Origin of the sequence: Acidianus brierleyi (genome assembly GCF_003201835.2) — an archaeon.
GTDB classification, from domain to species: domain Archaea; phylum Thermoproteota; class Thermoprotei_A; order Sulfolobales; family Sulfolobaceae; genus Aramenus; species Aramenus brierleyi.
In genome coordinates this window covers 604,603-627,926 of the sequence record NZ_CP029289.2, presented here as the reverse complement: position 1 = coordinate 627,926, position 23,324 = coordinate 604,603, and the positions used below count along the sequence as shown (strand labels likewise).

Annotated in this window: 21 protein-coding genes and 1 pseudogene; 8 read left to right on the top strand and 14 right to left on the bottom strand. The window is 31.6% G+C overall.

Features of this window, described 5'->3' with window-relative positions; translation table 11 throughout:
* Positions 1-111: 111 nt before the first annotated feature.
* The 5 genes from DFR85_RS19060 to DFR85_RS19040 all read right to left on the bottom strand — a co-directional run bounded on the left by DFR85_RS19060 (position 112) and on the right by DFR85_RS19040 (position 3,580).
* A complete protein-coding gene (locus DFR85_RS19060; protein WP_162582607.1) occupies positions 112-279 on the bottom strand; it encodes a hypothetical protein in 168 nt (55 codons plus the stop codon).
* Positions 280-398: 119 nt separating this feature from the next.
* Positions 399-629, bottom strand: a complete 231-nt coding sequence (locus tag DFR85_RS19055) for a hypothetical protein (RefSeq protein ID WP_110269657.1) — start codon at positions 627-629, stop codon at positions 399-401.
* Between the two features lie 160 nt (positions 630-789).
* Positions 790-1,182, bottom strand: coding sequence for a hypothetical protein (locus DFR85_RS19050; RefSeq protein WP_110269656.1), 393 nt, complete (start codon positions 1,180-1,182; stop codon positions 790-792).
* A gap of 317 nt (positions 1,183-1,499) precedes the next feature.
* On the bottom strand, positions 1,500-2,183 hold the full coding sequence (locus DFR85_RS19045; RefSeq protein WP_162582605.1) for a hypothetical protein: 684 nt from the start codon (positions 2,181-2,183) through the stop codon (positions 1,500-1,502).
* A 194-nt stretch (positions 2,184-2,377) separates the two neighbouring features.
* Positions 2,378-3,580, bottom strand: coding sequence for an MFS transporter (locus DFR85_RS19040; RefSeq protein ID WP_110269655.1), 1,203 nt, complete (start codon positions 3,578-3,580; stop codon positions 2,378-2,380).
* A gap of 308 nt (positions 3,581-3,888) precedes the next feature.
* Between DFR85_RS19040 and DFR85_RS19035 the strand changes: the two genes are divergently transcribed.
* Positions 3,889-4,251, top strand: a complete 363-nt coding sequence (locus DFR85_RS19035; RefSeq protein WP_110269654.1) for a hypothetical protein — start codon at positions 3,889-3,891, stop codon at positions 4,249-4,251.
* Positions 4,252-4,315: 64 nt separating this feature from the next.
* Here DFR85_RS19035 and DFR85_RS19030 read toward each other — a convergent pair.
* Together DFR85_RS19030 and DFR85_RS19025 are read right to left on the bottom strand one after the other, a co-directional pair.
* Positions 4,316-5,370, bottom strand: a pseudogene (locus DFR85_RS19030) (IS110 family RNA-guided transposase).
* 124 nt (positions 5,371-5,494) lie between these two features.
* Complete coding sequence (locus DFR85_RS19025; protein WP_110269653.1) at positions 5,495-6,646, bottom strand: IS110 family RNA-guided transposase; 1,152 nt, start codon at positions 6,644-6,646, stop codon at positions 5,495-5,497.
* 284 nt (positions 6,647-6,930) lie between these two features.
* Between DFR85_RS19025 and DFR85_RS19020 the strand changes: the two genes are divergently transcribed.
* Positions 6,931-7,071: a long-chain fatty acid--CoA ligase gene (locus DFR85_RS19020; protein ID WP_162582603.1), complete on the top strand. Its 141-nt coding sequence runs from the start codon at positions 6,931-6,933 to the stop codon at positions 7,069-7,071.
* Positions 7,072-7,133: 62 nt separating this feature from the next.
* Here the strand turns inward: DFR85_RS19020 and DFR85_RS19015 are convergent, their stop codons facing one another.
* Entirely contained in the window at positions 7,134-7,544 is a 411-nt protein-coding gene (locus tag DFR85_RS19015; protein WP_162582601.1) for a hypothetical protein, read from the bottom strand.
* Between the two features lie 82 nt (positions 7,545-7,626).
* On the bottom strand, positions 7,627-9,147 hold the full coding sequence (locus DFR85_RS19010; protein ID WP_110269651.1) for a hypothetical protein: 1,521 nt from the start codon (positions 9,145-9,147) through the stop codon (positions 7,627-7,629).
* Positions 9,148-9,627: 480 nt separating this feature from the next.
* On the opposite strand from DFR85_RS19010, the gene DFR85_RS19005 reads away from it, so the two are divergent.
* Complete coding sequence (locus DFR85_RS19005; protein WP_110269650.1) at positions 9,628-10,143, top strand: PaREP1 family protein; 516 nt, start codon at positions 9,628-9,630, stop codon at positions 10,141-10,143.
* A gap of 231 nt (positions 10,144-10,374) precedes the next feature.
* Positions 10,375-10,725 (top strand): hypothetical protein, encoded by a 351-nt coding sequence (locus DFR85_RS19000; RefSeq protein ID WP_110269649.1) that lies wholly within the window; start codon positions 10,375-10,377, stop codon positions 10,723-10,725.
* 130 nt (positions 10,726-10,855) lie between these two features.
* On the opposite strand, the gene DFR85_RS18995 is transcribed toward DFR85_RS19000, so the two are convergent.
* The 4 genes from DFR85_RS18995 to DFR85_RS18980 form a co-directional block, all read right to left on the bottom strand.
* Positions 10,856-11,560, bottom strand: coding sequence for a hypothetical protein (locus DFR85_RS18995; protein ID WP_162582599.1), 705 nt, complete (start codon positions 11,558-11,560; stop codon positions 10,856-10,858).
* Between the two features lie 210 nt (positions 11,561-11,770).
* The gene (locus tag DFR85_RS18990; RefSeq protein WP_110269647.1) at positions 11,771-13,420 is read right to left on the bottom strand and encodes an ABC transporter permease; all 1,650 of its coding nucleotides are present in this window, start codon (positions 13,418-13,420) and stop codon (positions 11,771-11,773) included.
* Positions 13,417-14,373, bottom strand: coding sequence for an ABC transporter ATP-binding protein (locus DFR85_RS18985; protein ID WP_110269646.1), 957 nt, complete (start codon positions 14,371-14,373; stop codon positions 13,417-13,419). The genes DFR85_RS18990 and DFR85_RS18985 overlap by 4 nt, the downstream gene beginning before the upstream one ends.
* 5 nt (positions 14,374-14,378) lie before the next feature.
* A complete protein-coding gene (locus DFR85_RS18980) occupies positions 14,379-15,803 on the bottom strand; it encodes an extracellular solute-binding protein (protein ID WP_110269645.1) in 1,425 nt (474 codons plus the stop codon).
* A gap of 224 nt (positions 15,804-16,027) precedes the next feature.
* Between DFR85_RS18980 and DFR85_RS18975 the strand changes: the two genes are divergently transcribed.
* Together DFR85_RS18975 and DFR85_RS18970 are read left to right on the top strand one after the other, a co-directional pair.
* A complete protein-coding gene (locus DFR85_RS18975) occupies positions 16,028-16,846 on the top strand; it encodes a M56 family metallopeptidase (RefSeq protein WP_110269644.1) in 819 nt (272 codons plus the stop codon).
* A 238-nt stretch (positions 16,847-17,084) separates the two neighbouring features.
* Positions 17,085-18,233 (top strand): radical SAM protein, encoded by a 1,149-nt coding sequence (locus DFR85_RS18970; protein ID WP_110269643.1) that lies wholly within the window; start codon positions 17,085-17,087, stop codon positions 18,231-18,233.
* Here the strand turns inward: DFR85_RS18970 and DFR85_RS18965 are convergent.
* A complete protein-coding gene (locus tag DFR85_RS18965; RefSeq protein ID WP_110269642.1) occupies positions 18,230-19,831 on the bottom strand; it encodes an APC family permease in 1,602 nt (533 codons plus the stop codon). The genes DFR85_RS18970 and DFR85_RS18965 overlap by 4 nt on opposite strands.
* A gap of 283 nt (positions 19,832-20,114) precedes the next feature.
* On the opposite strand from DFR85_RS18965, the gene DFR85_RS18960 reads away from it, so the two are divergent.
* Both DFR85_RS18960 and DFR85_RS18955 read left to right on the top strand, forming a co-directional pair.
* Positions 20,115-21,395, top strand: coding sequence for an aspartate aminotransferase family protein (locus DFR85_RS18960; protein WP_110269641.1), 1,281 nt, complete (start codon positions 20,115-20,117; stop codon positions 21,393-21,395).
* Positions 21,396-21,568: 173 nt separating this feature from the next.
* Positions 21,569-23,071 (top strand): APC family permease, encoded by a 1,503-nt coding sequence (locus tag DFR85_RS18955; protein WP_110269640.1) that lies wholly within the window; start codon positions 21,569-21,571, stop codon positions 23,069-23,071.
* Positions 23,072-23,324: the final 253 nt, after the last annotated feature.

The following is a 23,324-nucleotide window of genomic DNA, read 5'->3' as shown; positions in this document are numbered from 1 at the left end:
ACTCCTAAAAGAAAATGAGGTTGAAGAATTCTTAGTAAATCAATGCAGCCAACTACTCCATAAAAACCATCAGTATAGTTAATTTAGCAGCAAATTCAAATTAACGAGATATCATACAGCTAACTCTTCGTAATTTTTCTTTCTTTTACTTTTTTGCGCTTCTTCATAGTTCTCTAAAAATTCCTTCCAACGGTTCTTTCCCTCAATTCTTATATTCTCGTTTTTAGCCACTTCTAATACGAGTTTTAGAATATCAGCAAACTCTTTATCTGAATTCACAGGATATTTTAAAACATACGTATTATACGATATTTCGTATAGTTCGGGTAGTAAAATTTTCTTAATCGACGAGCTTATTTTACTACTTAAATTAATTAAAAAATTATAATCATTGGATATTATTTCAATAGCATTACATATTTCTTTTTTATCCTTTCAATCCTTACGTAAGGAGTTTGAGGTAAGGTAGCTTGACGAGTTGCTATCAAATCACTTTTAGCCCTCTCCGGTTGCATTTCGCTTCCTATTACAGGAGGCACTTCATGAACTTCACTATTTCCCTTTTCCTCTTCAGCAATTATACCCGGTACGGTAATTCTGCCGTTTTCTTCTTGTTTATTCTTTGCCATGATTTTAATAATGTACGAAGAGCTAAAAAGGATTATTCATGCCCTCTATGGCTATTTAAGAATACATTACCTATGCAATTTGTGAACTGTACAAATGATAAAGTCTGCTCGAATCTAATCAAGAAATATTCTAAAAATAAAGATTACTATAAAAATTTATTTAATATCCGTAACCTATAATATCCCATTTATCCTTAAATTCTGATAAAAACTTCATATCGTTAAGCCAATAGCTTACTTTTCTATTCTTATCCCTCTTTACTAATTTCTCAATTATATTCTCTTTCTTAAGTACAAAAGCCCACGGTTCACTCTTAAGTTCATTCAACAAAACTATAACATAAAATTCTGCAATTAGATTATTCAAATTCGACCCGAAGGGAACCGGATTTCGTTTAAATAGTCCCTTAACTTGAATAGTATGCATTTTCGTTCCATCCTGACTATATATTACAATATCAACGCCTCTTGTATTTCTAGAAGTAGGCAGCACATTCCATCCATGACGAGAAAGAATGTATGCCGTAGAATAAAGAGCTATATTACCTATCACCTGGTTGTATAACTCTTAATTAGTTTTAGTCATGGAGAAAATATGTCATCTTCTAAAATTTATTATTTAGCTTCGAGAGTCCAGAGTACCTCGGGTAAATGTTTGACTATGTATAACTTTTTATGAAGAGAAAGAAGGGCTTTTTTACACAATAAAAGCAGAAAAGCACCTGGATTGCTTTTTCTTCCAACTTCTTTCTTTTCCACTCACGATAGTAAATAAAATGAAAAAGTAGAATGCCTTAAAACTCATCATAGTTCTCTTTAGCATAGATCGCTATAGATATCATTAAACCTAAAGTGATCCCCAGCAGGATGTTAATTGGATTCGGCGGGAATATAGAGAATATTATTATTGCGGCTACTATGCTTACTACTAGTGTTGCTATAGCTATTCCTTTTCCCATTTCTACCCAAGTTTTCTGTTGCAGTCAAATAAGAAAAATATAACAACGGCGTTTTCTGATTGCTTTCCGATCTTCTTACCTTATAGATTAGAAAGCCAAAAATTGTATTAGTAGCTATCATAATGCTTATTATAATATATGAGAAATTTATGTTATTATTTCTAGATACTACAAGATTTGTACTATATAGTATAGTTACATTTGAAGAATTAAATGTTATATCATAGTATTTTCCTATAATTTGAAAAGAAGTAGGGGTAGGATTTATGTAATTTACACTAAAATTATTAGGCAGAAATATATTAATTTGCAAATTATATGGTTCATTAACATATATTACTCCCTTCTTTAACAAAGCGTTATACTTAAGAGTTACATTACTATCATTATAGAAATATATGCTGTCAGACGTCAAATTATATTTTGTTCCATATACAATTAAATTAGAAACATTTTCTCCAACAAAATTAAAATATTTCTCCCCCTCTATATGAGCAATAATAGTCCCATTATAATATAGAACTAAACTAGAACCATGAACTAAACCTAGTGAAAAGAAAGATAGCAAAAGCAAGGCAACCAACACATACTTCATTAATCTTCTATTATAGAATAGGCGATATAAAATTTCCATATAATTCCTTCCGTGATTAGACACATGTTATTACGTGACTAACTTGTATATGGAAAATCTCATTTAGCCCAATCTGATAATATTTTGACAACATGAAAAATATTATAAATTATATAATTTTAGAAAAATAATTGTTTATATTAAGTTCATTATATCTAAAGTTGTAATACCTTTTTTATGTCTTCCTCTCTAGTCCTAACCAATTTCCTATAAATAAAAAACGCTGGAATTGATATTATTAGCATCAAACTACCTAGCGTTATAAATATAATTTTAATACTAAAAAAATTGGATATAAAGCCATAAACTACTGCTAAAATTGGAGAAGAGCCATTTATAAAAATCATTATTAAAGAATTCGTCCTTCCAAATATCTTACTAGGAATTATCTTAGTTATAAGGGCTTCTAAAGGAATATCTATCAACGAGACACCTATTCCCAAAATTAGAGTGTACAGAGGTTCAATATATGGAGAAAAATCTACTAGAACTATTAAGTAAAAAACTAACGAGAAACTTGCTATAATCAGAGCAAATGATCTTGCGTTTAACAACTTCTCTGAGAATCTATTCCCTATAGTTCCTCCTAGAAGCGTGCCTAAAGAAAAAGCTAAAATAAAAGCCGTATATCCTAATGCGCCAGAGTGAAGAATATCATAAAATATTCCTGAAGCAAAAACGTCCAAAGCTACAAATATTCCATTAATAACAAGACTTATCAATAACGCAGGCAGCATATATTTTATTAACTTAATTACATGTGAGTAATTTAATTCCTCAGTTTTTTCCTCTTTCTTTTTCTCTATTGCAACTGTCTTTATATTAGATGAAATAGAGTAGCTTATTATCAAAGTTAATAAAGAAATGAAGACTAATAGGTAAGGAAATAGGTAAGGAAAAAAGGCAGCAGAAATTCCTCCTAATGATATTCCAACTATTTCAAAAATAGATCTGCTTATAACATTAAAGGACATTGCTTCTGAAAGCTTCTCCTTTTCTACAATGTCTTTTATTAAAGTATAAAAAATATCTCCAGATATAAAGAAAAAAACTGACGATAAAAGATCAATTACATAAATTAATAGAAGTGATGAGTAAAAGAGTAGAGGAATATAAATTATCAGCAGAATTACTGACGATAAAAACAAAATCTTAGGTCTATCAAATTTATCTAAAATATAGCCTTCAGGAATAGAAACAATAACATAACCTACTATTGAGAGTGCAGGAATTAAACTAACAATGAAAATTGAATTATATTGCGTAATTAATCTCCACATAAAGAATATAGCGAACATCATAGAGGATAATCTAATAAATCCCCTAGCTAACAATAGTCTCCAAAATTTATCATCCATTAGAAAATGGAAGAGTTAGACTTATTTAAAATCTTTCTTAGGAAGTTTAAATTTGAAAATTCCAATCGATAAGAGCCTTGAGTATCTTTTCTCTATTCTTATGAGACTTATGAGTCAGAATTCCCTAATTTTGATTCATGATTTGATTCTTAGAACAGATAGTTTTTAATGCGTTATATCTATGAAAAACTGCTATAAATAAGTCTTAACAACTTATATAAGACTAAAACTTACCCGAAATACTAGCGTTTCAAGTAGTGTTCCACTAGAATTCCTTTTTAATCCATCTGAAATAGAAAGTATTATACATGAAGCAAAATTTGATAGTAGCATTAGTTGTAATTACTCTTATCACTAACGTAATCCTAGGTATAGAATTATATACAGTTTTACACCCTGGTACCCATGGTCAAGTTATAACTCAATTGAACGGATCTAATGTCTCTATAATATCTAAAACCAACTCATCTTACTCGTTCTCATTTAAAATAAAATTTAATTTAAAAATTCATAATAATGGAGAATATACAATAGGGATAAAACCAACTGGATTCAAGCAACTTTACATTATACTGCAATTCAAGGATGGAAAAACAGTAGAACTTACACTAAATAATACTCAAGTACAGATTTATTTAACAAGGGCGTTCAGTAATAAATATTTCGGTTGAACTTCAAGCATAATGTCAACTAAGATTGCCACGTGTACCTTTCAATCCACGTGGCGATTTATGGTCACTTAGGCTCATAAGGCTTATTATTATACCAAACACTCCAAACTATTCTAGCCAATTTCCTGGCTAAAGCAGACAACTTCTTTCCCTTCAACTTTTCCTTATGGTTCTCGTAAAATTCTAGTAATGTAGGATTACGAGAGTAATTCATCTCAGCGAGGAAGTAGAACAAGCTGCGCAAGTACTTATTACCCTTCTTCGATATTCCCTTACTTACAGTAGCTTTACCGCTCCTCTCAACTATTGGGTCTAAACCACAGTAGGCTACGAAGGACTCAGGGTTAGGAAAGCGTTTAATGTCCCCAACAATGCCTATTATTATTCCCGAAGAAAGTTTTCCTATTCCCGGTATAGTTAATAGAACGTGATTTTCAGACTGTGATTGTATCATTTTCTCTACTTCTTTTATTTTCTCGCTTGTTTCCAGTAGTGCTTTAGATAATACTTCGATTTCTTCAAGTACGATCTTTGTTCCAAGTTGTATAATTGTATTTTGAAGTTTCCTTTAGAGAATTCTTCAAGCATTTCCTTGCTTATTTTTTCCTCGTCACTGACTAGGAATAGTGCTCTTTTTACCCTGTTCTTGTACTTTACTTCAAGGTCTTTTAGGAAGACGTATAGTGTTACTAGTTCTTTCAATGGGTTGTAGTTGTACTCCTTTGCCTTGTTTGCCATGTTTATTAGTTTTTGTGCGTCGTAAAAATCTGTTTTCTTTCCTCTCAAGTCCTTCTCCTTCCATAGTATATTTGGGCTTACTTGTAGTATCTTGATCCCTTTTTCCTTGAAGTATTGACATGGTTTTATTGAGTATGCTCCTGTCGGTTCGACCACTATTGTGTTTAGTTTCACTTTTAGTATTTCTTCATAACCCTTCTTGTTGTTCTCGTAGACCCTCCCCTCACTCGTTACTAGATGATCTTTTGATATGTCTATTCCTAGGATCCCTACCTCTTTATCACACCTATATCCGTGCATATTATCACAATGTTCAGTCCGATGGTAGGGGTTTGTCACGCCCCCGTTCGAAGACTTTGCTTCAGTCAAAGGGTCGACCATGTTTCCCAGTTGGAGAGTATTACTCTCCCCAACTAATTAATCTATATAGGGTTCAAAGGGGGCGGAAGACTCCATCCGTTAGGTAGGAGATGGATAGGCTCCACATGCTTTGCCTCTAACATGGCTAGGCGATAGCTTGAAGAGCCGAAGGAACTACTTGATTGGGGTCAACTTGAGGGCCTTCACCACCTCCTCCCCTATACCTAGTCTTCTTAGTCTCACCCTTGTATTCCCCATCCTTGAGTACGTGATAAACTATCCTACATATCTTGTTGGCCAAGGCTAATGTAGCCTTTTTGGAATTGCTTGTCCTCTTCAACAAGGCTTGATAGAAGCCATTAAATTGGGTCGTGTTCTTAGCGGACCTTGCAACAAGGAATAGAACGCGGGATAAGTGCTTATTCCCCTTGATGAGACCGTTGTGAAATTCGGTCTTCCCGCTCTGCTTAGTCCTTGGAGAAACTCCAGCATAAGAAGCAGCTTGTTTCGAAGACTCAAACCTGCTCACGTCTCCAAGCTCAGCGTAAATTGTGGCTGCAGAGATTGGGCCTATTCCGGGTATCTTAGTCAACTCTACTGCTTCCTCGGGTAGGAACTTCATTATCTCGTTCTCCACTTCCTTGATTTGTTCTTCTATAATGTTCAGTAGGTCCAGGAGTTGTTTTAGGATGAACGCTTCTATTCTAGTTAATTTTCTTCCCAATAATTTGGAGTACTCCTTGATCTCTTCGTCAGTTAGCTTCTCATCAGTGGCTAGTTTTCTCACTATTTCCTTTGTCTTCTTTTCGAAGGGAGGTAGCTTGTATCCTGCTGTTTCTAGAACTTTCCTTATCTCGTTCTTTACTTGTGTCTTTCTCTCTACTAGTCCTTCTCTGTGTCTTGTCATTTCTCTTAGTTCTTGCATTTCTCCCGTTGGTATGTACGATCCTTTTACTGTGCCTGCAGCGTAGGCTATTGCGAGTCTTATGGAGTCGTTCTTGTCTGTCTTCTTGCCTAGGACTTCAACTGTTTGGACAGGGTTTATCACGTTTACTTTTAGTCCCTTGTCTCTCAGTACGTTGTATACGTGGTAGAAGTATACTCCTGTTGCTTCCATTATTCCTTCTTCGTATCCTTCTAGGAATTTTATAAGTTCTTTGAGTCCTTCCTCGTTGTATTTGAATTCTCTCGTATCAGCTTCTTTTACTGTGTTGTTGTTTATCTCCATCTTGGTTGCAACAAGTCTTGATTCCCCCACATCTATTGCAAATACTTTAGGCTTTATCTTCCTTTCCATGTGTAATACTCTTTTTCTAATTCTTGAATTTTTCTATAATAATACGCGTTATATTGTTAATTTTGTTAGGAGATAGTGTAGAGTAAGTATGAGAACGTCCCCTTAAATTTTTGCACACTCCTACTCGGGATATTGTCCCACATGTTAGATCGCGGGGGACGTATAGCCAGCCTATCCAACGGGGTTTTATCCCCATGCCCACTTTCGGCTTGTGTTATTTTCTTGTTCTCTTTATAAAAGTTTTACTCTTGTAAAGCTTGTCTTCTTGTTTAGGAGTGTTGTTCGTGAAAATCGCCGTAGGAGTTCACTTAACACATAAAGATAAGGAAGTAGTGGCTTTCATATCAGGAGAAAGTTATGAAAATCTAACTGAGGAACAAATAATAAATAATATAGGTCTGTATGTTAGCTCAGATGATTCGTAAAATATCTACACAAATAAATAACCTCATGCTTAAAAATGATAAAAAACATATTAAATGATAAATTATCTCAAATTCATTATTTCTATTCCAGAAGCTATTATACTCGGTATAATAAATAGTGGATAAAATTGTAATGAAAAATAAGCATTAACCATCATCATTATAAAGTAAAGTGAAGATATACCCCACAATACCTTACTCAACCTTGAAGTACAACTAGGTATTACAGAAACAAACAATCCAAGACCTATTGAAGCAAGAATAGAAAAATCAAAAATATTAGGAAAGAAATAGAAGATCACGAGCATTATAAAATATCCAACTAATAAAGCGATAACGTAATCCTTACCAGAAAGAAAAAAGAAAAGCAAGAAGAGGAAAGGAATACCCAGAAATTGAACAACAAGAAATATTTCACGCGCAAAAGGAGTATAAAACAAGAAGAAAGGAACAGGAAAAGAACTAACAGTCAAAAAAACACTCAAATCATAAAATAAGAGAAATAAGAAAAAGAATAACAAATAAACAATATAAAAATAAATCAACCTACTCATACTAACCACCATAATAAGAAGAATAATTCATTATAAAACCCAATAAAGGCGCCTGTAAAGCAGTAGAATAATTCAAATAACTAACATAAACATGACCACTACCGCAAATCTGATTCATAGTATTAACCGGAATATATACACTTACAATAGTATTTGTAAAGTAATTTTCTGTTTGATTATTATTCTTTATGTATTCATTTATGTAACTCACGAAAAAATAAAAACTATTTCCAGCTGTTTTAATATTCCCTGTAGACGTAATTTTACCGTCTCCCCACTGAGCATAACCATATTGACCACTTTTCTGATTCCCAATAAATTCCTTAAAATAATTATAAAACAGCGTCACACTACCATTACCTATTGACAAATAATGAGTATACTCACCACTAGAATTAGTATAAATAACACAAGTTAAACCATTACTACTCTCAACAGCACCACTAACGTTTGGACTAGCCCACAAAATCTCAAAAACAGTAACATTATCTATTGGTATTCGTATACCATGTACACCTACTTTATATATTGTATAAATGACTACTGCAATTGTAGCATTATAATAATTATAAATCGTAGGATTATACAAGTTAGAAAGAAAAGGCTTATTATAATACGTAGAAGCTTGCCAGTTTACGTTGGCCGAGTAGGAAACTCCTATATACGGACCACCGTAATTAGTAGAATTACTTACCGCATACCAACTAACCTTACCGAAAAGAGAAGTATCAAGACTTATATAAGTGTAATTATCGTTGTTCTTCACGTTATTGCTTAATGTTATCCAATTTAATGGTACTGAGAAGTTGTAGAAATATAGTACGCTTGTAACTGGCTCGTAAACAACTGGAGCTCCATCCACTACTACTGGATACGTTGGTGGTTCTTCATACTCTTCTTTGCTCATGTTTACTATGTATGGGTATTTTTCTCCTCCGCAGTAACAATATTTATAATAGCTCGTTTTTAATGTTTGTATTTTATTATTTTCTTGTTGAATCATTGTGTTATTCAATTTTATTAATTGAGGTATTATATTAACATTTGCTACAATCTGTATTGGTTGGTTTTTTAATACCCAGTTTGGGTTATACTGTATTTCTTCTGTGCTTGTGAATGTTTCGTTCCCTTTTATGTACGTTGCTATTACGAGGAGTGAGGTATTCTCGTTCTCGTATTTTTCCCATGGTTTTACGTAATTTTCTATTGATGTGAATGGTATTTTTAATGATTCTCCGTAAAACTCTTTATAGAATTTTACTTTGTGGGGTTGGTTAATGTAAACTGATATTATTGCGTTCACTGGAGTATTATTTGAGTACGCTTTAATTATGAATGAGGGATCAATAATGTTTTTGAAGTAGTCTATTATTCCGTTTGATGTTTTTTGGTATCCTATTAGTATTGGTGTGAATAAGTAAAGTATTGATAATATTGATGTTAATGTAACGATTATGATTGTGAATATTGTTAGTATTTTCAAAGAATTTTTCTCTAGTATTTTCTTAATCCTCCCATACATAAATAGTTATATGAAATTGTTTTATATAAACATTTTTGCCAGTATTGTTTAGCTAAATTAATATACTTTTACTTTTAAATTATATTCTAATTTTTATCAATATTTTCTCGCTATTAATATCATTTTTATTACTAGATCTATAAAATTCTTTTTAAATACAATACAATACTAATCTCATAATGATTCTATTAATATTCTGAGGATATTAGGGTCGGAACGACCTTCATGGAGCTCCGCCCTCTGGCAAGGTGGAGCTTTTTAGCAGGAAGCCCTGCCCGTTAGGGCAGGGTAGTTCACATCAGCTCTTTTTCAATCCGATATTAATGATAACGACATAAGTTCTTCCCTTATGCAGTCAATAACAGGAGAGATATACTTTATACTTTTTCCTTCTCTTTCAGACTCTAAAGTTAAATAATGCAAAATATTTTCTAGAAGAACTATCTAGATTTTTAAGAGTATAGAGAATAAACTAAAAATATGGAAGAAAAACTAATTTCACCTAAGATTGATAGAAAAGCTTACATTAGGGCTAGAATTATTGAAACCTTAGATGATATAGATGTCGCAATAAACATGTGGATAGCAGGAAGAAGTAGAAATTCTGCAGGTAAAGTGTTTAGTGCAGTTAAAGCATTATTATCTGCATTAGTAACTAAAAACCTGGACAAACTGTCAAATAACGATTGGTATTTAAAGAGAGGATATAATGCACCTACTCACTCATTGAAAGGAATTTCTATTGATCTATCTAAGCTAGGCTATAAAGAAGTTGAGAATATAACTAATTTAGCTTTCCTCCTACATGATTATCAATATAATGGTTTTGATCTAGACTTTTCTAAATATAAGAAGAAGGAGGAAGTTTTGCATGATATATTCATAGTGAGCAATTTCGTTTTAGAACATATAAAGGAATGGTTTAAGAACGAATGGGACAGCGATTTAGATAAGGTATACGACATCACACTGTCTGATATGAAAAAATTAGGTTAATTTATATTCTAAGCTTTATTAATAATGTAAAAACTCCTTATATTTTATAGAGATAAGTAGACCATTCATTAATTGCTTAACATTTTTTCTTTCAATCCCTTTTGAATGAATAAAAATCTTTATTTTCGATTTGCTTAGGAATTTCATCAGTAAGAGACAATATTTTTTGCACTAAAGAATCGAGACATGTAGAGCATATAATCTTTTATTCCTATAATCTAATTTTATTTTATGTTCGAAGAACTAATAAAAGCAATAGATTACATAAATGATGGTAATGTAATAAGTGCAGGAAAGTATCTTATTGAGTTAGCTAAAAATCAAGATGACGAAGATATATTAAAAGTAGTAGCTGAAACAGAGAAGGAATTGAGAGAAATAGAAGATGAAAAAACTCTTTTAGATCTAGACTCTAAATTTAGGGATCAATTAATTGATGTAATAAGAGAAAATATAAAATGGAAGAAAGAAAAAATAAGAGTACTTTCCCTTTATTTGATAGATAAGATGAGTAAAGGAAATGAAATTCTACTTCAAATGATAAGAAGTCCAACAGAAGGTAGACCTCATACTTTTATCTAAAAAAGAGTAATCGGTTTTTATAGAAATAAAATTTTTATTATGACTTTATTAAAGTTAATGTTTACAATATATTTTGATACTTTAAAGAATATTGCCTTTAATAGTATAAAGGGAATTTTAAAATAAATACTTAAGAATATAGAGAATCTATTATTTTTACTATTTCTATTTGATTCAATTGATATTCTTTTATATAAGTATAAGGCTGTGGGGGTGGTGGAGGTAGACCTATTATTTGCGTAATACTCAAATTCCAAAAGTATACATAGTTTGCGCCAGAAATAGAGACTACAATCATCATGAAAATATTTGCATAATATGTTCCTGGAGGAGGCTGAGGAGCAGATAGACACCATATAATGTTAACACTATAAAAATTATTCAGTAATTGTAAACAAAATGTTTTATTAAGTGCGTTTCCATTATTAACTAATGAAAAAATATGAGAAGATCTACCAATAAATGTTAAAGAAATATTAGAGAATGCCAATTTAGGACTAGAATTGGATATATTATAAATTATAGGTATTATATATAGTTTTGAATAGGTTGGAACGTTTATTTCGAAACTTGTTGAGTTAATTGTATAGTATGTATTAGGCTTAGGAGGTAACGTTGCCATATAGCCAAGTATGATTATGGAGCCATTATTAGAGCTTGTATATGATGAAGATGAAAGTATATAATTATTATTAATGAAATTGAAATTATTATATTCTTGTGGTTGCATTACATTTGTAACATAAAAGAAGTTATTAGCAGAATAGAAATACAAAACATCAGAATTAACAATAAGCAGTAGGAGAGGAATTACCAGTAAAGCCAGTAACTTCATTATCATAAAAATAGTGCTGAGCTTTTAATTCTTATCTATAGAAAAAAGGTCTTATTCTTACGTTTACACGAATTTTTGAATGGTAATCCTTATAAATGCCATTTAAGTAGTTTTACCGTTAAAAACTAAGACTATTTTAAGCTTTTTGCATAGTTATCATGAACTTATTGTAAAAATCATATTATAAAACAAATTTAATAATTTAAAAAATCATATAAATTTTATTCCACCCTTATATGTTCCCTTTATTACTCTATCTATTGCAAATATTGTTATTATCATTACTGGTAAGGCAGCAACTAGTGCAGATGACGCTAAGAGTCCCCAATTTACGCTTTGATCCCCTAAAGCCATTAGTGCAAATATTGTTATAGTTTGAGCTCCTTGTGGTGGGAATGAAAAATTATAAGGAGAAGTAGCAAATATTAAAGGATAGAACAATAGGTGCCAATTAAATATAAAAGATAATAAAAATACTGAGAAGAGAGCAGGTCTTGATAAAGGAAATATTATTCTTCTCATTTTACCTTTTATCGAAAATACATCTGCAGCATCATCATAAGCTTTTGGAAAATCTAAAAAGAAATTATACATTATCCACACTGCAAAGGTTGCTGTAAATATAGGAGTGGAAAGTATTAATGCCCACCAAGTATTTAGAAGTCCTTCGCTAGAGAAGAATATAAAAAGAGGTAATATGAAAGAAGCCGAAGGTAATGAATATAAATATATTGAGAGAGGAAGTATCCACGATCCCTTACCTTTTGATACTTCATAAGCAGATGGTAAAGACAACCCTATAGTAAGCAAAGAAGCCGTAATGGCTACTATTAAACTTGTAATCATATAAGGTATAGAAGATGAGAGAGCTGAGGAGAAATACTTAGAAGTTAGGTCTATTGGAGAGAAAATTGGAGGATATCTAAAATCTAGAGATGCATTTCTGAAAGCTACTAGAAACATCCAATATACTGGAAAATCTAAAAAGAATAATAATATTGTGACTATTGAGAACATTATTATTTTGAAAATATTATCTGGGAGTCTTAATTTAAAAGACGGCAATAGTTTATTTCTTCTAGTTTTAATAAGGAATAGGAGTAATATTGCTGGAAATGTTGCAAATATGCTCAATATTGCTGAGGCTAATGCGCCTCCAGAAAAATTTCCAAGTTGGAACATCTCATCATAAACTAATAATGGAAGAGTAGTTGTAGCATAGCCTGGACCACCCTGTGTTAGAACGTAAGGAAGATCAAAATTTCCAAGTGATAATACAAACTGTAAAATGAATGCTAACCAGAAAGCCTTTCCTATAGAAGGTAAAACTATTCTGAAATAATATTCCGATAGAGGAACATTATCTACTAAAGCAGCTTCCTTTACGTCGTAAGGTACTGATCTTATGGCGGAAAGTAAAATTAAGAATGACATTGGTATAGAGGTCCAAATATTTATTCCTATTAGTGTCCATAGAGCAGTAGAGGAAAAATATAAAGGATCGTATTTTAATCCAAACAAATAGGAGAACCATCCGTATTTTCCATAAAGACTTATGGTCCAAATTAGCGCAGAAGAAGTAAAAGGTATAGTATAAGGTAACATTGATAATAATGATATAGGCCTTTTTCCTTTAGGCAGAATATCTATACCTATTGCTAAAAATAACCCTATTATAGTTGAAAATAATGCTGATAGAAATGCGAAGATAAACGTATTATAAATAACAGTATCTATAGGTATTAAAATAAAGGCTTTAGACAACGAACTTGCGTTTGATCCTACTATATAAAACGTATATGAAAAGGGAATAATTCCAAAAGCTATTATGTAGGTTAAATAAGGTATTGAATACCTCATTTAGTTATCACACTTTTAAGTGACTTATATTCCGAAATAGAAAAATTAATTTCTTCTCCTACCTTAAGTTTAGATCTAGAGAATGCTCTAATCTCATATCCTTCAAAATTAATATAAACTAAATATTTTTCTCCCCAAAATTCTATATCGGATATTTTACCTAATAATTTACCTTCTCCTAGAATAACGTTCTCCGCTCTTATGCCAACTTTTTCCTCTTCTCCAAAGATTTTACCATCCACTATACTCATTGGTGGATTTCCAAAGAAATTGGCTACAAATATGTTAGCTGGATTCTCATAAATTTCTTCTGGAGAACCTATCTGTATAACCTTCCCGTTATCCATTATAGCTACTCTATCCGCTAAAGCCATTGCCTCAGTCTGATCATGGGTAACATATAAGGTAGTTATATTATTATCTCGTTGAAGTTCTTTTATCAATTTTCTAGCAGATATTCTTTGTGGCGCATCAAGATTAGATAAAGGTTCATCCATTAGGAATACTTTAGGTTTTTTTACTAACGCTCTTGCTAATGCAACCCTTTGCTGTTGACCTCCAGATAATTCTTGAGGATATCTATCCAGAAGATCGTAAATACCTAGATTTTTTGATACCTCGGTTATTCTTTCCTCTGCGTCTTTTCTTCGTATAGTTTCTATTGGCATTAACAGATTTTCAAAAACAGTTTTATTTGGATAAAGTGCATAATTCTGAAAAACCATTGAAACCTCTCTTTTACCTGGAGGTAAGTTAGTAACGTCAACATTATCAATAAGTACTTTTCCTTCTATTCTTTCTAATCCTGCAACAGATCTTAATAAAGTAGTTTTTCCAGAACCAGAAGGTCCTAAAATTATAAAAAATTCTCCCTTTTCTACCTTTAAATTTACATTATTGACTGCAATTAGTTTCTTATATCTTTTCGTAACATCCTTTAACACTACACTCATTTTATTTACCCATAGTATGACGCTGTGGCTTCAGCCCAATCTAATGCTGCAGTATTTAACGCCTCTTGAGCCGTTATTTTACCTTCCAAGTATTGCATTATTTGGTTATTAAAGTCAGGTATAAGATAATTGTATGTAGGAGGTATATTTGGAGGATTAGCCCACGCATTTAATGCTGCATGATATGTAGCGTTTAGCCATTCCAGTTCATATGAGGGTATAGATGTGTTCTGCAATAACTGTGTAAATGCTTCTTTTGATATAGGGAATTTATCGAATTTTATGAATCCTAGCTCTTGAATCTTAGGGGACACTAAGAATTGTAAGAATTCTTCAGCTAATTGTACGTGAGTAGAATATTTACTTATACCTAAGAAGTCTGTACCAGTTTCTGCATACCCTCCAGGTAATGGAGCTAAATAGGTTTCTTGTAGTTCTGAACTATTTATAGAAGATAATTGAGTAGTAAATAGAAAAGCTCCAGATGAGTTAGAATAAAACTCTGGTATGTTTCCGTAGCACATTTCAATTGTAGACGGAGATGGTTCATAACTTACTAATTGTCCGTAAGTTTCTAAGGCTTCTAGTCCTGCTGTTGAGTTAAACGATGGCAAAGGATAGCTGTATCCAGGTAAAGTATATCCTTCAAACATAATATTAAATCCGGGGATTCCTCCTATTACGCCATGATTTAAGGAGTAATTCCTTGCGTAATAATATCCATAAACTGCTGGGAAAGCATCTATTATACCGTGCTTTAAGTGATCATCTATAAGAAATCCATATGCTGTTAAGCCCTTTGATGTTATAAACTGATCAGCGTCTATCACGTCAGTCCAGTTTTGCCATGTTGATGGAGAGAAGTTTACGTGGTATTCGTTATAAAACTCTTGTGCTAAAGTAGAATTATCAAATATTGAGGTTTTATATGCCATTAAATATACTGCAGTTTCGTAAGCTATACCTATAGTTTCATTCTTACCTGTAGTAACATTATATATTATTCCTCCAAAGTCTTCTTGCGGGCCTATAAGATCAGACATATTAAACATTGAAGTATTAAGTTGGAGCAAATATGGAGAAACGTCTTGAGCTGAAGTTGATGTAAAACCTATTATATCGTATTCCGATGAATGGGCTCTTAGAACAGTTAATTCATTAGCTATATAATCACTAAATGGATAAGAAATTACTTTAACTGTAACTCCAGGATGTTCCTGCGAAAATAAGTTACCGGCATATTGAATAAAGTTTGCAGATTGTCCTGAAAATGTTACTACGGTTAAAGTTACTGGCGTTACTGGTGTTGTACTAGTTACTGGAGGAGTCGTTGTTGGATGATGAACCAAAAGGAAATATGCTGCTACTGCGCCTATTAATATAACAACTATTACAACTCCGGCTATTAATGCTAACGAAGCGCCTTTCATGGGCTAACATTTTAATGTCAAATAAAAAGGCTTTCCGCTCATTATATTTAACAATAATTTTTTAATTGATATATTCCATTTTATATTTTACAGTGTTTAAGATATTTAAGATAGGATTAAATGAACAAAACCAATTTTAACTTTAGGAGATTTATAAAGGAGTTACTAAATTAATCTATAAGGTTAATCAACGTTTTTATTCTTGAGATGAGATAGATTCTTGCATGGTAGCAGTTTTTAGATATTGGATAAAATATTACGTTGTTTCTTTCCTAAGTATACTGATAATAGACATAATAATTTCGAGTCTTCCTATAAACTTTCCATTATTTTTTATTTTCCAAATAGTTTTAATATTTGGACTTTGGTACTTGATTTCTCCTTTTATAATGAAATTAGTATTTAAAATGAAACCAGCCGATGAGCATTCATATCTTCTTGTAAAGAATTTAGCTTCTATCTTTAAAGTTAAAACTCCAAAAGTATACATTGCAGATGTAGATTTCCCTAATGCTTTTGCATTCGGAAATATATTTTGGAGAGGAATAGCAATAACTAAACCTATTTTTAATATTCTTGACGATCAGGAAATCTCTGCGGTAATAGGTCACGAATTATCTCATTTGAAAAACAAAGATCCAGAAATCCTTATTTTATCTATAATGGGTATAAATTCAATATATGTAGGGTTACTCTACGTTTTACCGTCATTAACTGGTGCAATAATTATCTTTTATTTCCTTGTACTATTTCCATTATTTTTTGCTATTCATAGAAGAGTGGAAAAAAGAGCAGATATAACTGCAGTGAAGACTGATAATTCACTTACAATACCATTAGAAACGTCACTAATTAAACTCGGATATATAAAAGGAGAGAACTTAAGAAATATGCCCAGATTTCAAGTCTTACTTATGAAATATTCTTTAACTAATAGTAAGGATGGAAATGCTATATTTAGAACTCATCCGTCAATTCCTGAAAGATTACAATACTTAAGTAAATACGAAATATATAATTGGACAGTACCGAACTGGTATTAGTTTTACTCTTTATCTAAAATTATTCTTAGTATATAGTAAGTTACTTAGTAATTTACATATAAACTATTGAACATAAACATATAATTATTAAAATTTAATATTTAATCTTCAATATTATGTGCTGAGATTTCTTATTAGAACTAATTTTTTACTAAATGAGATAATCTATTGAACTTTGAGGATTGATAATAGCATAGAAGAGAAAAGGAATTAAGATTTTGAGTTTCTATTAGAAAATATGATCTTAACATCTGATTATGCCACGTTTTATTCTTTACCTTCGTTGCCTTTAAGGCTAATTCCTAATTTTATTAGGAAGAACAAATTTCCTCCTTATGGCTTAAGAAAAATAGAGAGTATAGTTAATTCTAAAATAGTATCTCCTACTGCTATACAAAAATTTCTACATAGTGATAAAATCTTGGGAATATATGTTAATGATCCTTTAGCTCAAACAGAAGTGTCAAAAGGGTTAAGTAAGATATTTGGAGAACAACCTTATCACTATAAGGCATTCAAATCATTCTCAAACCGCATTAGACTATTAAAGGAAAAATACAAGTTTAAGGTAATAATAGGAGGACCTGGAGCATGGGAAATATCTATTGAGAAACCTAATTGGGTAGATACTATATTATTAGGAGAAGCCGAAATTACTTTACCAAAAATAATGCAAAATAACTTCTTCCCTAAAATTATATATGGAGAGGAAACTGAAAAATTCTTTCCAATAAAAGGACCTTCTGCATTTTCAGAAGTAGAAATAATGAGAAAAGATAGGAAAATACCATTAGATGTAATAAAGTCTGAGTTAAAAGTTCAATCTAAATACCATGACTATGTAAACTTGATCTCTGACGATTTATTATCTTATGGTTCTGAAGAAGAAATATTAGAGCTTCTGAAGATAAGTTCGACATTCGGCAAAGTTATTTTCTCTCAGATAAGTGCAATCTCAGCTTACAACTTTAATTTTGAAAAAATCAAATCTATACTTAATCTAAATGAGAATAATTGGCGATCTCCAGTTTTAAGTGGAAAACCTGGTATTTGTACACTAGAGTTTGAAAATGAAATTATTAATGAATTAAATAAAAACTATATTTATCCTTTAATTTATATTAACGAAGAAAAGGTAAAGGATTTAATGAAGTATAAATGCATAATTATTCCTCTTCCATCTACTGAAAAATATTATGACATCTTATATGAAACCTGGATTCATAACAGTTGTATATTCAAGTCTAAACTAAATAAGACCATAGAGTTCATTTTATATAAAAATAAAGAAACAAAGGGAGAGTATTTGAAAAAGATTAATATAAGAGGCATTCATTTATATAATATATTTGCAATATTAATAAAATCATATTTAAAGAAAAATTAATCTGGTGGTATTTCCTTAAACGCTAGATCTATTTTTATGCCTTTTCTCTGATTCCAAATCTTTGCTCCATAATATATTGCAAAACCACTGGCGTACATTAACACTACTGACAATATTGTTGGTAAATTAACTGGCAATATTATTGGATTTCCCCACGTTATCACTGTTGCGAATACAAGAAATATAAAAGTTGGAACGCCTACAAGAGTTATTATTGGAATTCCTAGGATCTTCTTCTTAATTATCATAGTACTTTCGTACACATCTTTCCTAATGTATGGCATTAAGGCAGATGATACTGCAAATATAGCATAACTTATTTCAAAAGCTACTGTTACATCTACTAAAGAAAGAACTGGTAAATATGCATAAAGCACAACGCCAAACCCAGAGAGAGCCATTATAAGTAGTACTGCCTTAATGGGTGCATTTAACCTACTGTTTACATCTGCCATCCACGATGGCATTATCCTGTCAAAAGACCATGAGAACAAGTATCGTGAAAGACCTAAAACCAATGGAGGACCACTATAATAATTAGGTAACCATATAGCTATAAACATTAATATGTAAATTATTGGATTACCAAGAACAAGCAACGCAAAGAAGGGAGTAAATGTCCCAATAGAAGATAACGTATTAACAACAGTATCGTTATATCCGTTGCAGTAAATATAAGAATAGGAAGTTAAGAATTTTTCTCCAAATGCTGATATATTAATTTGAGTAAATAATATATAATAGACAGCAATCATTAAAACTCCTACAATTATTGAAAGAAATACATTAAATCTAACTTTTTTCATCTCTCCTGCCCAAGATGCAGGTAAATTATACCACGTATAATAATACCATATTGCTGGGATTGCCAATATAGCACCATAAAATGGAGTAACAAAAGAAAGACCATTAGAGGATGCATCAGCTATTACTTCACTGTAAGCATCTTTAATTCCTGTAAATGATGACAAAGCAGAAGAAAAAGATGTTGGATTTATTGTCAATAGAGTTCCAAACATTACTGCAGTAGTTATAAGGCTTATTGCACCAGCTATAGCTATGAATTTCCAATGAAACCTTACTGATAGTGCTATTAATGAAGTAATTACTGTGCCTACTATTATTCCCCATAATATTCTTCCTATTTTTAATCCGAAAAACCCTCCTATACTCAAAAGAAAGTTATCATGATAATACATTCCTAATCCAGTGAATAAGTATCCTAACCAACTTGCTCCTAAGTATGAATAATACCCCTGAGACAAAACAAACGCTATAAACAGTGCCCAATAATTTGCGAAACCTAAAGCTGGATGAGTTGCTCTGCTATTAAAAACATAATCTCCGCCAGAACGAGGCATTGAAGCCCCAGCCAAATAAAAAAGAAATGCCATACCTAATGTAGGGATTAAAGTTATAGTAAACGCTAATGGCCAATTTGCCCCTGGCCCTAGCCATAGCCATTCTAAGATAAGAATAGGAACTCCTCCCGTCACTAATGCCCACGTAGCGAGGAGTGACGGCCATGGGCTCACATCTCTTACTAAGCCAGAAGTCTCCCTTAGAAATACGCCCCCCGAGACTTTTTTAGAAGCCATTTCATGAGATCTACGTTAAACAATTTAAAAATGTATTCTGTTATATTGTTTAAAAATTATAGCATTTTAGATTTAAATCGCTAATATTTTTATGTAAATTTTTTATTGTACAACGATTTGAAGTTTAAATATATTTTTCATTATAAATTTTTAAAAGCCTATTTTAACGTTTAGATGAAATATGAAAAGTATATTAAACAGAAAAATAAGAATGTTATGCAAGTGGGTTAATGCATCGGTCTAAACGGAGTTTTTTCCTAACTCGTATTTTAACGGTGAAAGAATGGAGATGCTAAACACAGAGAAGTCTAGATCTTTTTATGAAGAAGCTATTGACCATGTACCTATGGGCGTAAATAGTAACTATAGATTAGTATTGAACTATCCTCTTTACCTAAAGCGAGGGAAAGGAAGCAAAGTATGGGACGTGGATGGAAACGAATACATAGACTTCAACATGGCATACGGCGCTATGGAAGTAGGTTATGGAAATCCATTAATAGTTAACGAAGTCGTTAAAACTGTTGAAGAAGGTTCTATTCTTGGTTTTGAGTATTGTAAGGCTATTGAATTAGCTAAGATAATTAAGAAAAGGTATAATGTTGACATGGTAAGATTCTCTTCAACAGGCACAGAAGCAACAATGCACTCAATAAGAATAGCAAGAGCATACTCAAGAAAAAAGAAAATAATAAAATTCGAAGGACACTACCACGGATCACACGACCAATTACTAGTAAACGTAGATCCAGAAAAATCTATGGTAAAACTACCTTCTTCAGAAGGTATTCCTGAGGAGGTAATTAAAAATACTTTAATAGCAGAATGGAATAATCTAGAATCATTCGAAAAAATAATAAGAGAAAACAAAGACATAGGAGCAGTAATAATGGAACCAATAGCAATGAACATGGGACTAATACCTCCAGATAAGGACTTTCTAAAGGGTGTAGTGGAGTTATCCAGAGAAAATAATATCACAGTAATTTTCGACGAAATAAAGACTGGAGGAAAATCTTTTTCTGGAGCTTCAGACTACGTCGAAGTTGAACCAGATATTAAAGTAATAGGTAAATCTATAGCTGGAGGTCTTCCTTTATCAGTAATAGCAGGAAAGAGAGAAGTAATGAGTATATTAAATTCAGGTAGGGTAGCTCATGGTGGTACTTTTAATGCTAATCCTCTTTCAGTAAGAGCTGCAATTGTCACCTTAGAGAAAATTCTAACAGAAAACGCATTCTATAAAATGAAAAGACTAAATAGAATGTTAACTAGAGGCTATAATGATATAATTGAAGATCTGAGCTTAGAAGCATCAATTTCATCACTAGCTATAAGTGGAACAATATATTTCCATAATAAAGTTCCTAAAAACTATTCTGAATTTCTTAATGTTGACGTAGAAAAATGGAGGAATTACTTCTCAAAAATGATGGGAAGAGGAATAATACCTATGGCAGATTACGATGAACAATGGACTTTATCTATAGCTCATGACGAGAAAGATATAGAGAATCATCTCACTATAGCAGAAAATACATTAAAAGAGATTAAATCTTTATAGTATTTTTATCATATATATGCCTTGTTTTTAATGAAAACTTTTCTTTATTTTACCATGCATGTTAATATTCTTCATAAAAAATATTCATAGATTTAGCTTAAAAAATAAATTATTTTCTATATCATTATGGAATATATTTTTAAACTATTTCTAAAATCACAATAAGATTTAAAATGAGTGGAAGATCTTTATTTGTTAGAGAATCTTCTGGTCTTAGGAAAGAAGTATCTTCGTTAGATGCTATAATGTTAAACCTAGGAAATATGTCAGCAGGAGTAGCATTATTTACTGGAATAAGTCCATATATTTCTCAAGGAGGCGTAATATGGATAGCTTCTATAATAGGTCTACTTCTTACCTTACCCCAGGCATACATGTACACAGCGTTAGCATCCAAAATTCCAAGAACTGGAGGAGATTATATTTGGATCTCTAGAATACTGAATGGCCCATTAGGAGTAGTCATGGCTTTCGCATTAATGTTAGAGTCAACTGCGTTTTTTGCTTTAGTAGCTTATTTCTTTTCTTCCGCAGTAGGTACTGTTATAAGCACCATAGGAAGTTTAGATGGAATATCAAGCCTAGTCTCTCTTTCAAGTACTCTAAGCGCTCCAATATATTCTTATTTACTGGGTGCAGTTTTATTCGGAGTAATTATTGCATTTAATATATTCAAGGCAAAATGGGGGTATGCATTGGTATCTATTTCTGGAATCATAGCGCTATTGACTACATTAATAGCTATGTCAGTAATTGCATTAAACTTAGGAGATTTTAGTACTGCCATAAAGCCGTTTTTAACGTCTCAAGGAATAACTCCACCACCTCATTATTCTATAGCTCCGTTTAATTTAGGTGCTACTTTTGCCATCCTTCCATTGCTTGCAATATTCACCTATCCATGGATGCAGGCAGTTCCTGCAGTAGCTTCAGAGTTAAAGAAAACTAAATACGTAGCTTATGGAATTTTTGGCCCTCTATTGATAACAGGATTCTTAGTAACCATAGGATTCCTATTGTTATATATGGCTGGAGGTTATTCTTTTACTACTTACGAATTCATAAAAAACGGATTTGTATACACTTTCTGGACAGTCGCAATGGGTCTGACTACTAATTATATTTTACAATGGATAATAGGTATAGGTCTTATGATATGGGAATTCTCTATTCTAGCCTATGGTGTTGTAGTATTCGCTAGATATATATTTGCAATGGCATTCGATAGAGTGTTTCCAGAGATATTTACAAGGCTAAATAAACAAGGTTCTCCAGTATTTACTCACTTATTTGATTTAGCGTTAACTTTAGGATTATTAGTCTTACCTGTAATATCAATATCTGGAGCTACAGCGTTATATGGAGCTATAGTTATAGGTATGGTATATTTCTTCATAGTAAGTATTGCTGGAATCATGTACGGAATAAAGGAACATAAAATACTTGTCCCAGTATCAATATTCTCAGCAGGTTATTTCATATTCTTAACATATGAGGCAGTGTCAAATCCAACATTTAGTTTCGTTCAATCTAATGGAGTACCAAATCCAGTAACTCTAGGATTCGTAATAGGGTCGTTTGTTATAGGAGGAGTTATATATGGAATATCTAGATATATAAATAAAAGAAAGGGAATTAATATAGATTTAGTATATAAAGAAATACCACCCGACTAATTTAATTAAATTTTTTCAAGATTTATTTACCTTATACAAATATAATATATAGAATAATTGAGCAAATTACTTAAAATAAATGGGTTTAAAGAAAGTTATGAAATAAGTTGATAAAATAATAAAATTCATTATAATTGGAAAAATTAGCTCATTTTTATTTAATAATAAATATAATTATTTTTGCGCTAATTATCTATTCCTTAGGAAAAACTCAGCCTTTTACTTAATAAGATAAGAATACCCAATAATTATG

Coding starts and splice junctions, on each gene's coding strand:
- DFR85_RS19055 (WP_110269657.1), bottom strand. CDS start 629: ATGGCAAAGAATAAACAAGAAGAAAACGGCAGAATTACCGTACCGGGT.
- DFR85_RS19045 (WP_162582605.1), bottom strand. CDS start 2,183: ATGAAGTATGTGTTGGTTGCCTTGCTTTTGCTATCTTTCTTTTCACTA.
- DFR85_RS19040 (WP_110269655.1), bottom strand. CDS start 3,580: ATGGATGATAAATTTTGGAGACTATTGTTAGCTAGGGGATTTATTAGA.
- DFR85_RS19035 (WP_110269654.1), top strand. CDS start 3,889: ATGAAGCAAAATTTGATAGTAGCATTAGTTGTAATTACTCTTATCACT.
- DFR85_RS19025 (WP_110269653.1), bottom strand. CDS start 6,646: ATGGAAAGGAAGATAAAGCCTAAAGTATTTGCAATAGATGTGGGGGAA.
- DFR85_RS19010 (WP_110269651.1), bottom strand. CDS start 9,147: ATGTATGGGAGGATTAAGAAAATACTAGAGAAAAATTCTTTGAAAATA.
- DFR85_RS19005 (WP_110269650.1), top strand. CDS start 9,628: ATGGAAGAAAAACTAATTTCACCTAAGATTGATAGAAAAGCTTACATT.
- DFR85_RS19000 (WP_110269649.1), top strand. CDS start 10,375: ATGTTCGAAGAACTAATAAAAGCAATAGATTACATAAATGATGGTAAT.
- DFR85_RS18995 (WP_162582599.1), bottom strand. CDS start 11,560: ATGAAGTTACTGGCTTTACTGGTAATTCCTCTCCTACTGCTTATTGTT.
- DFR85_RS18990 (WP_110269647.1), bottom strand. CDS start 13,420: ATGAGGTATTCAATACCTTATTTAACCTACATAATAGCTTTTGGAATT.
- DFR85_RS18985 (WP_110269646.1), bottom strand. CDS start 14,373: ATGAGTGTAGTGTTAAAGGATGTTACGAAAAGATATAAGAAACTAATT.
- DFR85_RS18980 (WP_110269645.1), bottom strand. CDS start 15,803: ATGAAAGGCGCTTCGTTAGCATTAATAGCCGGAGTTGTAATAGTTGTT.
- DFR85_RS18975 (WP_110269644.1), top strand. CDS start 16,028: ATGGTAGCAGTTTTTAGATATTGGATAAAATATTACGTTGTTTCTTTC.
- DFR85_RS18970 (WP_110269643.1), top strand. CDS start 17,085: ATGATCTTAACATCTGATTATGCCACGTTTTATTCTTTACCTTCGTTG.
- DFR85_RS18965 (WP_110269642.1), bottom strand. CDS start 19,831: ATGGCTTCTAAAAAAGTCTCGGGGGGCGTATTTCTAAGGGAGACTTCT.
- DFR85_RS18960 (WP_110269641.1), top strand. CDS start 20,115: ATGGAGATGCTAAACACAGAGAAGTCTAGATCTTTTTATGAAGAAGCT.
- DFR85_RS18955 (WP_110269640.1), top strand. CDS start 21,569: ATGAGTGGAAGATCTTTATTTGTTAGAGAATCTTCTGGTCTTAGGAAA.